Source organism: Marinococcus halophilus (genome assembly GCF_002265875.1).
GTDB lineage: Bacteria > Bacillota > Bacilli > Bacillales > Marinococcaceae > Marinococcus > Marinococcus halophilus.
Map to the genome: position 1 here is coordinate 1 of NZ_NPFA01000011.1, position 14,543 is coordinate 14,543.

A 14,543-nucleotide genomic window follows, 5' to 3' on the forward strand; every position below is an offset into this window, starting at 1 on the left:
CATTCCATCCGGAATGTCTCTCCCGGGTCTACGGAAAATACGGCAGGAATATCCGGGTGCCAGCGGTTGTGCCCCGGCGTCGTCTGTTGGTCCATCGTTTTGTTCAGATCTACCTCAAACAGCTTTTTCGGCATAGAAAGCCCCTCCTATTTATAAAAATTGCTTAGGGCGTACTTAAGTATAGGTAAGCCCCCCCACTGAGTTGCCTGGGATCAAACAAAATCTAAAGTTACGCAAAACACTGAAGGACGATTCATCGATTTGGACACTTAATCGAAAAAATTAGGTCTCTGCACATAAAATCATTCTTTTAGCACCGTTTCACTCTCATGATTCAATAAGTATGCGTCTCCCTTGTCGTCTTTCCTTCGATTTAGCCATAGTGCCCCCCCTCTCCGTCAGTTTAAGAAATCCTTTTTACCTAATTCCCTTTTTAAAGAAAATCATAAACAAATTTTCGGAAAATTTTATAAATTTATGTTTTTCAAGAAAAATATTTAATTACGCTGATTGTAAAATTAAGCTAGACAACGAAAAAAGTGATTCGTAATACATTTAATGTGAATTTCCGACCAAAGGAATTAAAGGATTGAGCACGAATGAAATCGTTCTCATAGAAGCCGACGTGCAGAATGAAACATTTGTTTCCTAGATCGCCAAGCAGTTGGGACGAGTCCGTTAAATACTTCATGATGTGGTAATACATTCGCGAGAGGGGCCTATTCGGCTTACTTACAGGAATTTGACCACTTGGAGGAAGATACCGATGTCGGCCGTCACCACAAGAGTACCATAATTATCCTAGTCGAATGCTTATCGAAAGGGCTTGATATCCTTCAGCCGATCGATCAATCAGAGATATTGAAATTACGCTGCATCGGTAGTACATCTCCTTCCCTAAGCATTTATTCAAATTCATTTCCTTTGATTGCAGCAAGGAGTTTTTCAATTGGCGACCAATCGGCAAAAGGCATGATCATGTTATTTGTTTTGCAGATCTGGGAACACTAGCTCAACACGGGTTAAATGAATATTCGAACAATCTATCCAAGTACATAAATTTCTACGACGTTGGTTAGCCTTATGTTTTCGCTATCACTTTCAGAAAAATCACTTCTCAAGAAAATCGTTGGATTATTGTTTCTTGTTAAAAGTATTCATGAGGTACATGAGGACTGACGTTTTGTCTAACTTTATTTGCCAACTTAAATATTTAAAAACAAGGGAAACCCACAGACAATCGGCTGTGGATCTCATTTATGTCTTTCATTTTTAAAATATCATCTTAGTAACTCTGATCTTTTTCCGTCCATTGGATTAGTGTTTTCAAAGGCATAACCAATATTTAAAATAGAAGCCTCCTGAAAAGCAGGGCCCACCAGCTGCATGCCTACTGGCAACCCATCTTTCAAACCACACGGCACCGATAAAGCGGGAAGGCCTGTCAAATTACTAGGGCCAGTAAAACGAATAACATTGTCAATCAAGTCTACTTTTTCTCCGTTTAGATCGGCGTGGTCGTCGCCGATGCTCGTGGGAACAACCGGGAGCGTTGGCGTAATTAAAACATCGACATCTTCAAAAACTTTCTGAAAATCTTGCTTTAATTGTCTTCGAACTTGCTGTGCTTGTAAATAATCAACCGCAGAAGGAAGTTCTCCTAATTCAAACAACAATCGAATATCGTTCCCAAGATCTTCGGCTCTTGTTAATAGATGCTGATGATGAATCGTGGATGCTTCTGATAATGAGGTTACCAATTCGGCCCACTCGGCATACTGTAAAGAGGGCATGCTGACTTGTTTCACTTTTGCCCCCTGATCGACCAGCCGTTGGATCCCTGCACGAACTAATTTCTCCACGCCAGAATCTACTTGATGAAAGAAATATTCTTCATTTACTCCGATCACTAGATCTTTAACGTTTCCTGTAAGATGCTCGATATAATTATTTACTGGTACGTTTACCGTTGTTGGATCATTTCTATCAAAACCGGCTATGGTTTGTAATAGCCCTGCTGCGTCTTTCACGGTTTTTGTCATTGGGCCTACATGATCGAGCGACCACGCAAGTGGATAGACCCCGTGTTTACTCACTCTCCCGTGTGTCGGCTTCAGCCCTACAATCCCGCATGCGGAAGACGGGATACGAATCGATCCAGCAGTATCTGTTCCTAATGAAGCAATACTCGATCCGGCTGCCACCGCTGCACCAGAACCGCCACTGGATCCGCCAGGAATTTTATCAAGATCCCAAGGATTGTGTACGGCTCCGTAATGGGGGTTATTGTTTGTAATTCCCCACGCATATTCGTGCATGTTTAGTTTCCCAGTGGATACAACGCCTGCTTCTTTTAACTTTTTAACAACGGTGGCATCATAATTGGAAACGAAATTCTGATGAATTTTAGAGGCCATTGTCGTTACTTTATCTTTATAATATATAATATCTTTGAGAGCCATGGGGATACCATGATACATTCCTCGGTAATTTCCATTGATAATTTCTTTTTCCGCTTGTTTAGCTTCCATTTCTGCCTCTTCCCGATAAATCTCCACATAAGCATTGGTAGCCTGCTGAGTGTGCTCCGCATGATCTAATACGGCTTTGGTGAGTTCCACTGGGGATAGAGATTTTTGCTCAATTAATGGCGCCAATTCATCCACTGATTTTAGAACCACCTCTTTACTCAATATGGTCACCTCCAGGCGTATTCGTTAAACTAATATTTGCCTCGTCTAAGTTCGCGCTTTCCAAATTGCCCCGCAATGCATGCATTTCCTTCCAGCGGTTGTTTAATGTTTCTAAATGTTCCTCTTTGACTGGCACTCCTTTGTCTTCTAATAATTGGCGAACGGATAGTGGCAATAGAAGTCCTCCTTAAAAGTAGTAGTCATCTTTTCTTAAGTCCTCACTTGAAATAATAGCGATAAAATTCATCAAAAAGTAAATGTTCGGGAGATTATCTTTTTAATGTTCAAAATTTTATATGGTGATTTAAAATATTTTAAACCTTCTAGAAAGTTTAAAAACTGTCGTATAAGCCTTAAAAGCTTATTTGCTTACTAATCGACAGAAGTTTCCAATAATTCTTTGATGCCCTGATTAATAAAAGCGGTATCTTCTTCATGAAAGCCAATACCTGCAAAATGGCCGTAGATACTTGGGATCGGCCGACATTCCGCGTTTGGAATACAGTTCGTTTCCCGTTCAACATCTTCCCGTCGAAAATAAAGATCAGTTTCGCAAGGCATGACTAATGCTTTCGCCGTGATCCGGTTTAACGCTTCATCCCGGGAGTGGCACCCTTCGGTCCGAGCGATATCGGCTCGTTGCCAGGTTTGGGCCATCGACAATAAATTGTTGGCGTCTTTTTGTAAGAAAAAAGCTTCCCAGAAACCAGCCAAAAAATCTTCGAGGGAGGAAAACCCATGGTCGAGATATCGTTGCTCATAGTAAAATTGTTGGGATAGCCCCCACCCAGCATACACCCTTCCTACGGCGCGAAGACCTTTGTGAGGCTGACTGTCGTAGAACCCCTGTTGCCAGTGACCGTCCGTGGTAATAGCACTTTTGACGCCTTCCAGGAAAACGTAATTATGGGGAGTGGTACTTGCCGTCCCACACCACGGAACAATCTTTCGCATTTTTTCCGGATAAGCCGCCGCCCATTGAAAGGTTTGTTGGGCCCCCATGGAATAACCACATACCATTTCCAATTGATCGATATGGAAATAGTCCATCACCAATTGATGTTGAGCTCGGACATTATCCAACGTAGTAATCACGGGAAAGTTCCCTTGGTCGTATGGTTCCGGGTGATTACTTGGAGACGAGGAGAGGCCGTTCCCCAATTGGTTCACTTGAAGGATGCAGTATTTGCTTGGATCTAAAGCCATTCCTTCGCCAATCATATATTCGTCATCTTGATGGGTGCCTGAGAAAAACGTGGGATACAAAATCACATTGCTTTTGTCGTTATTCATTTCGCCATGTTGTTTATAAGCTAGTTTCGCCCCTCTAAGGGTCGCTCCCTCCTGTAAACGAAAATCGCCAAGCTCCAATTCCTCGTAATCATGAATGGCTGAGTACTCAGTCATAGTTTTCACTCCTCTCCTTGTCTTAAATCATAACCTATACGCCATTTCCCGATTTGAAAAATTGTAAACGATTTCAAAAATAAACTCTCACTTCGATTTTTCTAACTGTCATATATGGATAAAGATTAGGAGATAATAATGCAAAATTATTATCTTAGTTTTATACAATCGGCAGAGTATATAATCATACTCGGTCACATAGAGCTAGTATGAATCGTTTATACATTTATGATTTTACTTTCAATATGAAACAATTTTACGATCCATAAAATTTTCGCATTAACCTTAGGGGTTTTTAATGTTAAAGCCTTCCATAAGAAGATGATTGTCGCGCCTCTCCCATTGAGCTGAAGAACTTCCTCTTTCATGTCTACTAGGTCTTGTCTCTTGGTTCTTTCACAAGAAGCACCCTCTCCTTCGCTCGCTTTAAGAACGAATACGACGTGAGAGGTACTTTTCTTTGTCAATTATTTAGGTTACTCCAGTACTGAACGGTCAAAGGCTAGCTAGATGCTTGTCCCTGCCTCCTATCTTCGGGCCAGGGCGACATGCTGCTCCATCTATTCTTATTCGATCCCCGTATTGGTCGTTACCATAAAACATCTATGTTTTCTTTTAATTGTTCCAAGACATGCTTCGATTAGGGGTTAAGCATCCCTCAGGGCCACCATCCTGTTTAACTGTTTCGGATATTCACTTGGACCATCTAGTCTCTTCATTGCTTCTCTTTTGCGGGAAATGGATGGAAAGAATTTGAGCAATGGTTCTTAAAAGATCTTCGTGAGGGGTCGTCATACCGGATTCGATAAGTCTGATCGTACGCGCGGATGCTCCGACCGCTTCAGCCAGTTCTCGCTGCGATAGACCTTGCATCCTCCGTTTGATTTTAATGTGCTCTGCTGTCCATACTTCCCGCTTTAATTGATCTATATGAGCTCTTTTCCTCACCGTATAATAATATTGCCAGCTCATTTTCATCATAAAATCTCCTTCCTAATAACACCCCTGTAGGTAGCCACGGCCTTTCCCTTCTGATGATGCATAATACTACCAATATATTTCTCAACGATCACGGGGGCAGCTAAGCCTCTTGTCTTCTCTTTCGTTAATTCAAACGTTTTCTATCGCATTTTATCATTATTCGTTAGCTCTGTCGGAGGATTATTGCAGCATTAATCAAGAAAAAAGGGCAAGACAAATACAAAGGCGTCGCACCTTCCGAAACATTCAAACGATAAAAAGAATCATTGCTTCTTGATTCTTTTTTGCTCTTAAGAATTTTGGTTTATATCCCCTAGGAAGAGGAAAACGCAAGATTTAAAACCATGTTTATTGGCCTAAGGAATACGTATATTTAGGGTTTCGAAACCAGGGGGAGTTTTATGAACGGATTGAGCGAGTTAAACAAAACACCCAAGGGCATTGCTGTCGGCCTGGTTCAGCTCGTTCTACCAACGATAACGTCAATAGAAGATCTTCAGCAACAAACGCAAAAAGTCTGTACCATACCTGATGAAAAAAATTTATCGCTCTCATTGATCTTGTTATTTTTCTCGAATATATACTTTACGGACGCGCCATGGATAAGGTCGAAGAATTAATATGTACCGTTGACATCTTAGAAGTTTAGCGGTTGCAGGAAAGTTGTTGTCAAACCAACCAATGAGCCTATTTTTCAATTATGGAAGGCCAATTTTCGGACACTCGACGGGACGCCGGTGATAGCGCCAGCAAATGTTTCTCAAATCTTTAACGTTCGACAGACGATGGAAGCCGCTCGGGAGGCCGAAGCAGCAACGATTGATCAGTAAGTGGAACGTTGGCAATAGGCGGAAGCACTGGGCATGATTGAACTCCATAATCAACTGGCCAATCTAATTGATGATGAAACAGGGCACCAAGAACAAAGCAAACGGGTGTTGGGAAAACAATCTAACATGTACCCTTGACCATTAGTAGAGAAGCAAAGAACTCCAAGTAAATGCCTGCTTGCAGTTCTTTTCCTTTTACTAAAGAAAGAAACAGGCATTCATATCAATCATTTTACTAAACCCAGTAAGCATTGACTTACCGAGCAGGGCGTTACTTTCATGCTCTTTTGCTACGTGTTACGGCGATGAGAGGTTCCGCTTCTTTTGGTAACGCACGGTGATACTCAATGTTAGTTTTTTTCGGTCCCTTTCTTCGCTTTAGAGTCCTGGTGCTTTTTTTCTACCGCTTCTTTCTTCGCTTGTTCTTCTTGTTTTTGTTCCTCATTGAATCTCTTGATTCTTTCATGTCGCCAACGTTGGCGATATCCATAGGTGGATTCCAAAATCATCTCTTTCTCTTCGAACACCGATCCCAGCGCTCCAACAATAGTCGCCACACTTGTGGCGGTCCAAGCTACGTAGAAATAGTTCAGGTACCCTACCGTTCCGGATAACTGGGCTTCCAACATTCCAATGGGAATAAGGATCATCACAGCGGCCGAAAATAGAAGAAATAATAAAATATAGAACATCGTGACCGTCCAACATAAGGTAACAAACGTGGTCGTATTGTATAATTTTCGGATATACTCTGGTTTGTCCTTGGCTTTTTGTTCCCACAACCGATGAGCGAGAATGATCCAACTCACCATTGCTAAGATCGAAACCACCGAAAGCATGAGCATTCGCCAGGCATTGTACTCATGACTCAATTGCCAAAGGGTGGGGAAAACCAGCGCATAAGCTCCTGTCGTGAACGCCACCACTACAACCTTGATAAAAGCAGGAAACATATCCCACGGGCGGTTCGCCCGCACCATTCCCGAAAAAATACGCCATCTTCCACTACTTCGATTCTTGACCATGTATCGTACACGGACCTTCGAGGCTGGATCGTTTAGAGTTTCACGTGTAATAGGAGATAAAATCTCCAACAGACGTTTGCTCATCAACCTTGTTGACGATTGATTTTTGCTGTTCAGGGAGGGGCCCTTTTTCAATTGATTTCGCTTTTCAACGTACGCCCGGGCTTGGTCTGAGCTTCCATAATACATCTCATTCACCAACTGTAAAACCGCCTCTCGAACACGCTTATACATTGGCATAAAACCAAGACCAGGGAGGCTAATAAATGCACTATTTTTATCTTCAGCCATTTCTGCCAAGATCGTCTTCTTTTCCTGGAATAACGGTAAATCCGTCAAAGCAATAACAAAATCCCATTTATTATGAACATTTGTAGCTTCCAAAGCCTCCAACACTTCCAAAGAGTCATTTGTTTCGCCTGTAAGGAGGTCTTCGGTACATTCAATTTGCCAGCTATATTCTTCATCGACATCACGGGCCAGCAACGGAGGAAGGTCTCTTTGTAACGCTTCCCCTAGTTTCGCTGCATATCCCGGCGCAGTTATTAACCCTAGCTTTTTTGTCGGCTGAAGCATGTTTCTCGCGCTCCTTTCTTCCTTGTGTCAGCGATATCGCACAGATAACTAGTGCTACGAATATTTGTTGACCCCTGCCTATATCATTATACTGCCAACCTTGGCCAATACAACGAAGAGCAACTTTAAGAAACACTTTTTTTCTTTTGATGAAATGGCTATTTATGAGACCTATCGTCGTGCAAAGCAATAACTTTTACTGCTTTCGATAGGATAGAGCCGACAGTGTCCATAAGTAATGACGTCATGTCTATACAAGCTATAGAATCCAGACCAATTAGCTTGCCGTCGCTTAGTATGTTTTGTTTTAGCAATCCTACTACTCATGGTGAAATAATCAAACGCAAACATGCCAAGTCGCAGCCAGCCTCTTTGATGGAAAGGATATGTTATTAGCAGCAACATGTGCGTAATTGGAAGCATGAGCATCGCCCCAAGGCTTGAACCATTTGTGCAATCTACAACAAGGGCGATAAACGAAGCCTTATTCGCGGCTAAAGCTCCCCCCTTAAAAAGCAAGCATTTAATGATAAGGTATTGCTCTTTATTTCCATTTACGTTCCTCGAATCAAATAGCACGTCTTTATCATTCATGCATGCTTTCAAGAGTCTCCGTTAATGAGTAGCCAACGTTCGAAGAATCGCTGTCCTTCTAATGAACATAATCGCGATTATTAGCATACTTATAAAAAATAAGCACCCCAATCATCAAGATTTGAGATACTTAGAAAAGTTTACTTTACATATGAATGTTTATACATTTTTTATCTGTTTGATTTTTGGTTCTGCTTCAATTAAGAGTTCGATGAGATGTACCGCCCGCTGGCCGCTAGATGCCCGTTCCGCGCCGTATTTCATCTGCAGTAAGCACCCGGGATTGGTGGTAACAATCACTTGAGCGTTCGTGGCCTGGGCGTCTCCCATTTTCCGATCGAGAATTTTCATCGATTCATCATACTGCACAATGTTATAAATGCCGGCCGATCCGCAGCAGAAATCCGGGTCATTCATTTCGTTCACTGACACCCCCGGCAATTGGTTCATTAACTGCCTCGGTTCATTCGTAATCCGCTGCACGTTGGTCATATGGCAGGAAGGTTGATAGGTAATGGTGTAATTCAACGGCTTGGTGAACTGTAGCCCGTCCAATTCGGCGAGCACCTTCGTAATGTCTTCCACCTTAGCCACAAAAGCCAACGCCCGCTTGTGCCAGTCACTTCCTTCATCAAACAGATGGTCATACCGAATCATTTGGGCCCCGCAGCCGCCAGCATTATTCACAATCCGGTCGACGTTCAGGTCTTCAAGCATTTGAATGTTCTGTTTGGCCAGGGCGACGGCTTCGTCATGCCGTCCGGCATGGGCATGCAGGGCCCCGCAGCAGGTCTGCTCTTCCGGGATAACCACCGAAGCCCCTGCCAAGGTTAACAATTCCACGGACTGTTCGTTAATGGTAAAAAACACGCTGTCCATGACACATCCTGTAAAAAAGGCTACCCGCAGTTTTTCTTTCTGCTGGGCTGGCTGCACCTTTTCACGCGACGCCCGTTGTTTCGGCGAGGGCATCGGCGGTAAAACACTGGCGAACTCTCCCAAATGCAATGGCGTTTTCGATAATATACCGAGCTTTTGCGCAAAGGTCTGCAGCCCGCTTTTTTGGTACATCCATGTTAAATTGCCCACTGAATGCATTATCTTTGAGGAAGGGACAGCATGCTCAAACAAGCCTTTTTCGAGCGCCGCCTGATGCTTGGGTTTTTCTTTATTTTTTTCAATGGCGTGTTTGGCGCCTTCGAGCATTTGATCGTACTGGACATTCGTCGGGCACACAGTCACGCAGGCCATGCACCCCAGGCATTTTTCTACCGGGTCTTCCAATTCGTGAAGAGATATGTGCCCTTCCGCTGCCAGCTTCATGAGTTGGATGCGTCCTCGTGGAGAGTGCGTTTCCGTCTCCATGGTCTCATACGTGGGACATGCCGGCAGGCAGTAACCACATTGCACACAGTCAAACGCTTTTTCATAATTCATCACGTCTTTTAACGTTTCAGGCTCATTCACGGCTTAACACCAGCCTTTGTCCCGGCTCCGCAAAAATCTTTCCCGGGTTCATGATGTTATTCGGGTCCCAGCTTTGCTTAATGCGTTTCATTAAATCCACTCCTGCGATTCCAATTTCGTTTTCCATAAAGGGCGATTTCATGGTTCCTATGCCGTGCTCGCCGGATAAGGTTCCCCCGAGATCAATGGCCGCCTGAAAAATGTCCTCTACGGCTTTTTCCACACGCTTCATTTCTGCCTGGTCCCGCTCATCGCACAGGATGTTGGGGTGGAGATTCCCATCTCCGGCATGACCGAACACCACCAGGTTAATCTCGTACTTTTCACGTATCTCGCCAAGCTTTTTCATCATCAAAGGAATCTGACTGCGGGGGACCGTCGCATCTTCCGAAACCTTGGTCGGCTTAATCGTTGCGATTGCCGGGGACACCATTTTTCGTGCTTTCCATATTCTTGCTGCGGCTTCCGCGGTTTCCGGCACTTGAACAGCTGTCGCCTCCAGCTGTTTCATGATGGTCAGTATTTCTTGTAATTCTTTGTCGAGGGTTTCTTCATGCCCATCCAGTTCCATAATCAGCACAGCTTCTGCATCTTGAGGCAGGCCCGAGGGCTCGTATGCTTCTACGGCCTGCACACAGGCGTGGTCAATGAATTCCATTTTTGATGGCAGAATGCCGGACGTTAACGTAGTGGAAATGGCCCTTCCGGCTGTTTCCATGGAAGCAAAAGCCACCATGATGGTTTGAACGGCTTTCGGCTTCGGAATGAGCTTCAAGGTCGCGGATGTAATCACCCCCAACACCCCCTCGGAGCCCACAATTAATTTTGTGATATCCAGGCCGGTAACGTTTTTGATCGTGCGCCCGCCTGTCCGCGTAATTTCTCCTTCCGGGGTGACGACTTCCAGCCCAATAACATAATCCTTGGTTACTCCGTATTTCAACCCGCGCGGCCCCCCGGAATTTTCCGCCAAGTTACCTCCTATAGTCGAAACATGCGCACTGCTGGGGTCGGGCGGATACATGAGACCGTAAGCTTCCACCTCCTGATGGATGGCTGACGTAAGGGTGCCGGGGGACACTTCCGCAATCAAATCGTCTGCGTACACTTCGATGCTTGCGGGCCATTGACTTGTATCCAGCACCATGCCCCCATAGACCGGCAGGGGCCCGCCGCTTAAGCAAGTCCCCTGCCCCCGTGGGGTGACAGGCACCCGGTAGTGATTAGCAATTTTCATGACTTCACTTACTTGGCGGGCCGAAGCCACCTGTACCACAGCCTCGGGCACATATTCCCCAAACGAGCCATCATAGCTGTAACTGTGGCGATCCACCACGGCCGTACGTACATACTTCTCCCCTAACGTGCTTTTTAAAGCGGTTATCCATTTAGCTTCCATACATACGCTCCTTTCCACGGCTAATGAGAGCTTGAGGATTGGTTTGAACCATTGAAATTATTTGCGCTTCCGTCATTCCCGCTTCCAGTAATTGTTCGATGAAACCACCCAATGCATCTACCACAGGGATATGATGCGCCTGGCCGTAATCGGTGACTAGCGCAACATGTTTTGTTTATATTTTTTGAGATGTAGAGAGAAATTTTTAATTTGCGCATTGCACTATAATAACCATTTTTTGTTTGCAAGTAGCAAATCACCCTTATCCAACTATTACAGGAAAAGGGTGATTTTAATTGAGAATACTTTTGGGAACTATCATTAGTTGAAAACTTTCGATAACAGAAAAGATATTAATTTGAATAATATATTTTTAACACACATGGATTAGGGAGTATCTTTCCTGTTATTAATAGAAGATTACTTTTTTTGCTTTTGACACTTGTTACACTTTGATGAGCAAAAAGTTTTTATAACTTTGGAGTCTATATCACTTTTGTTTTCTGTTTCTATATTTGGAACAAATATACACATGTCGCTTCCTCCTATTTTTTATACGAATTAGTCATCCCCTACAAAGCTTAGCTCGGGAATCTTCCTCTTTGACGAAGCAATTCTCTATCTAGATCTTTATTGACTTCAAAAGCGGCTCTTCCGTGTAACCAAAACAAATTATTTACCATTACTAGATGACCTACTGGCAAATTCAACTCCGTAACACTTTGATCTTCTTCCATTGATTTGGACATATCACGTAAATATTTAGCCTCTTCGATAGAGGAAGGATTAGCAAATTGGTCTATAAAGCAAATACACGGATCGCCATTTTCATGAAAAAACGTTTTTCTACTAACTTCTTGGCTAACATTTTTACTGGCAGGCGCCTTGTAAGCAATTTCTTTTTCGGCAAAAGGATGTTTATAATATTTATCTAATTCTTGCCAGTCATCCAAATGAAGCAAGCGGGATTCACCCCCAACGGCATTTTCTTCATGCATTTTCATCATTAAGAGCCAATCTGTAGATTCATCAACGAAAGTACCGTCTGTGTGTAATGTAAAACGGCGATAAGCTTGTCTTAAATACGAATCACTAGTATCCGTGTGATTAACAGTAAAACGAGCATAGTATTTACCAGACATAGCATCAAAATTACATTCTCCGATTAAGTGTGTAAGAGCTGTAGAAAAGAGAACATATTTATCAGTATCAGTAATCTCTTGATCTAAGCCAATTGTAAATCCCCCAGTGGCACGATCCATTAATATATTGCGAACGGTTGTAGTAAAAGACTCACTTAACACATCTTGCAACGCACCAGCTACAATAAAGCGCATATAAGGCACGTATTCTAGTTCTTGCACTTCCACGTTTTTCACTTGATCAAAGAAATTTGCTAAAGCATCTTTTTTAATATCAATATGATAGAGACGGGCGTTCTGTGGATGCTTAGCAATTTTCACTTCCTGAGTTTCTTGGGAAAAATCTAAAATATGGTTTCCTGAAATAGCCATAGCTTAATGTTCCTCCTTAATTATTAAGAATAAATGGAAAAATAAAAGCCAGCCTTTTAACACAAAGGTACCTTTGTGTTTAAAGACTGGCTCTAATAGACGGATGGCAAACTATACAAGTAGTAAGTCCACGTCATATTAAACAGTTTTATCGTTAAAATGATCATGATAACTTTTTGCACTCACGGGACAGAAAGAGAAAATCTTTCTTGCGGTAAGCGTTAACATTATATTGAATTACATTTATTTATTTGTCAATCTTTTATTCATTCTTTATTTAAAAAATTTTACGATCTCTACTTTTTCGCAATTTTAAAGGTAGATGATTATAAATTTTTATATTGTTTATATAAATCTTTCAAAGCTGAAATAATAGCATTCTTAGCTTTTCCAGAGTAGTTGTGCTCAATGAGGTTGATAGGCTTTTCGATGCCATTTCGCAAACTATATCCCTTCAAAAGCCGATTAATAAATTCTCTGCCGTGAGCAGTCGCCAGTGTACAAGAAGACTCTAAAATCACTCCGTATTCACGATCAATTTCTACAGTGACTGTTAGTGTTTGAAACATACTTTGCGCAGCCATTCCTTCTGGTAACCTAGCATGCCCTGCAATAAATACCACATTATCCATATGTAATTCTCCTCTTTTTAAATAATTATGATTTAATATTAATTCTTTAATTTCTTCATCTTAAAAGAGATTTTCTCCAAATTCCACTGGTTATATATCGTTAATACTTAAAATGTAAATTTTTCATTTATCTTGAAAAGACTATAAATTCTTAATTGCTCCGACTTAAAAATTTAAGTTACATTATATTCCAATAAATTTTGTTTGATTACTATTCCTCCTTTAATAAAAAGTGTTACTCATAAACGTAATTGATAACACCTCCCTTAGACTATATTCATTGTAGAGTGATCTCATTTAGCCTTCAATTAAAATCAGATATAAAGTTCTGAAAATTTTGTATTGTAATTGAAAGCGTTAACAACTAAAATTTGTTATACAGTATAACATGTTTTTCGGAAAGGGGTTTATTATGAAACGTATTCTTTTTTTATTATTATTTTTGGTACCGGTTTCATTTCTCTTATTAAATGCTTTTTCAGACCAAAAGTATGAATATTATTCGATCGCTACAGGAACCACAGCGGGAACTTATTACCCTGTGGGTGTAGGCTTAGCAAACTTGTACACAGAGGAATTAGGGGAAAATGTTCGAGTGACAGGACAATCATCAGGAGGCTCCGTAGAAAATGTTGACTTACTTAGAGAGGGAGAAGCTGAATTTGCCACTATCCAAGGCGTTATTGGGGACTTTGCTTACCAAGGTAAAGATATATACGCTGATAATACTTACGAAGATTTGCGTGCTGTAACAACATTATGGCCTAACGCAGAACAATTCCCTTTAAAAAATAGCCAAATTACCACAGGAAATCTAGCTGATATAGAAGGAACAAATTTTTCTCTGGGCTCTCGTGGAAGTGGTACAGAACAAACCACACGTATTATTATGAACAGTCTCGGCATGTCTAAAAAAGATATCAATCAAGATTATCTTGGATTTGGAGACACGATTTCCGCAATGAGAGATGGAACTCTACAAGGAGGAGCTGTTTCTGCCGGTTTACCTACCACTGCTATTACAGATATGTATGCAAGTGGTGTGAACGCGACCTTGCTCGACGTATCCGATGAACAATTACAAAAAATCCAATCAAGTTCAGAAGTTTTTTATAGGTATACAATTCCTGCTGAAACTTATCCAAATCAAAGAGAAGAAATACGCACCATAGCTCAAGGCAATTTCATGGGCACAGATGCAAACGTAAATAAAGAAACAGTTTATCAAATCACAAAAAACACGTATGAAAATTTAGAACGAGTACATGGAATACACTCTGTTACAAAAAATATAACGTTAGAAAATTCTTTAGAAGGATTAACAGTTCCCTTACATTCAGGGGCCTACAAATATTACAAAGAGCAAGGTGTAAAAGTGCCAGAAAATTTAATGCCGCCAAAAGAAAAGAAAGGATGAGTATGTAA

At 41.8% G+C, this 14,543-nt stretch carries 11 protein-coding genes; 1 reads left to right on the top strand and 10 read right to left on the bottom strand.

Annotated features, from left to right (window positions below; translation table 11 throughout):
- The 10 genes from CHL76_RS11660 to CHL76_RS11720 all read right to left on the bottom strand — a co-directional run.
- The coding region (locus CHL76_RS11660; RefSeq protein ID WP_198951238.1) for an acetamidase/formamidase family protein at window positions 1-134 on the bottom strand (134 nt) is incomplete at its 3' end.
- A 1,146-nt stretch (window positions 135-1,280) separates the two neighbouring features.
- Window positions 1,281-2,693, bottom strand: a complete 1,413-nt coding sequence (locus CHL76_RS11665) for an amidase (RefSeq protein WP_094908629.1) — start codon at window positions 2,691-2,693, stop codon at window positions 1,281-1,283.
- Window positions 2,686-2,868, bottom strand: a complete 183-nt coding sequence (locus CHL76_RS11670; RefSeq protein WP_094908630.1) for a hypothetical protein — start codon at window positions 2,866-2,868, stop codon at window positions 2,686-2,688. The genes CHL76_RS11665 and CHL76_RS11670 overlap by 8 nt, the downstream gene beginning before the upstream one ends.
- Before the next feature lie 197 nt (window positions 2,869-3,065).
- A complete protein-coding gene (locus tag CHL76_RS11675) occupies window positions 3,066-4,100 on the bottom strand; it encodes an alpha/beta fold hydrolase (protein WP_094908631.1) in 1,035 nt (344 codons plus the stop codon).
- A 693-nt stretch (window positions 4,101-4,793) separates the two neighbouring features.
- Entirely contained in the window at window positions 4,794-5,078 is a 285-nt protein-coding gene (locus CHL76_RS11685) for a helix-turn-helix domain-containing protein (RefSeq protein ID WP_158219168.1), read from the bottom strand.
- Window positions 5,079-6,261: 1,183 nt separating this feature from the next.
- Window positions 6,262-7,512 carry a YIP1 family protein gene (locus CHL76_RS11695; protein ID WP_094908634.1) on the bottom strand — a complete coding sequence of 417 codons (1,251 nt, stop codon included), beginning with the start codon at window positions 7,510-7,512 and terminating at the stop codon, window positions 6,262-6,264.
- A gap of 753 nt (window positions 7,513-8,265) precedes the next feature.
- Window positions 8,266-9,573 carry a (Fe-S)-binding protein gene (locus tag CHL76_RS11705; protein WP_233133390.1) on the bottom strand — a complete coding sequence of 436 codons (1,308 nt, stop codon included), beginning with the start codon at window positions 9,571-9,573 and terminating at the stop codon, window positions 8,266-8,268.
- Window positions 9,566-10,972 carry an FAD-binding oxidoreductase gene (locus CHL76_RS11710; protein WP_094908636.1) on the bottom strand — a complete coding sequence of 469 codons (1,407 nt, stop codon included), beginning with the start codon at window positions 10,970-10,972 and terminating at the stop codon, window positions 9,566-9,568. The genes CHL76_RS11705 and CHL76_RS11710 overlap by 8 nt, the downstream gene beginning before the upstream one ends.
- 581 nt (window positions 10,973-11,553) lie before the next feature.
- On the bottom strand, window positions 11,554-12,486 hold the full coding sequence (glaH, locus tag CHL76_RS11715; protein WP_094908637.1) for a glutarate dioxygenase GlaH: 933 nt from the start codon (window positions 12,484-12,486) through the stop codon (window positions 11,554-11,556).
- Between the two features lie 326 nt (window positions 12,487-12,812).
- Window positions 12,813-13,118, bottom strand: a complete 306-nt coding sequence (locus CHL76_RS11720; protein WP_094908638.1) for a DUF3870 domain-containing protein — start codon at window positions 13,116-13,118, stop codon at window positions 12,813-12,815.
- A 412-nt stretch (window positions 13,119-13,530) separates the two neighbouring features.
- Between CHL76_RS11720 and CHL76_RS11725 the strand changes: the two genes are divergently transcribed.
- Window positions 13,531-14,535, top strand: coding sequence for a TAXI family TRAP transporter solute-binding subunit (locus CHL76_RS11725; protein WP_094908639.1), 1,005 nt, complete (start codon window positions 13,531-13,533; stop codon window positions 14,533-14,535).
- Window positions 14,536-14,543 lie beyond the last annotated feature (8 nt).

What these genes read in the sequence shown, in the direction of transcription:
- CHL76_RS11725 (WP_094908639.1), top strand. Translation starts at nt 13,531, where the DNA reads ATGAAACGTATTCTTTTTTTATTATTATTTTTGGTACCGGTTTCATTT.
- CHL76_RS11720 (WP_094908638.1), bottom strand. Translation starts at nt 13,118, where the DNA reads ATGGATAATGTGGTATTTATTGCAGGGCATGCTAGGTTACCAGAAGGA.
- glaH (WP_094908637.1), bottom strand. Translation starts at nt 12,486, where the DNA reads ATGGCTATTTCAGGAAACCATATTTTAGATTTTTCCCAAGAAACTCAG.
- CHL76_RS11685 (WP_158219168.1), bottom strand. Translation starts at nt 5,078, where the DNA reads ATGAAAATGAGCTGGCAATATTATTATACGGTGAGGAAAAGAGCTCAT.
- CHL76_RS11675 (WP_094908631.1), bottom strand. Translation starts at nt 4,100, where the DNA reads ATGACTGAGTACTCAGCCATTCATGATTACGAGGAATTGGAGCTTGGC.
- CHL76_RS11710 (WP_094908636.1), bottom strand. Translation starts at nt 10,972, where the DNA reads ATGGAAGCTAAATGGATAACCGCTTTAAAAAGCACGTTAGGGGAGAAG.
- CHL76_RS11695 (WP_094908634.1), bottom strand. Translation starts at nt 7,512, where the DNA reads ATGCTTCAGCCGACAAAAAAGCTAGGGTTAATAACTGCGCCGGGATAT.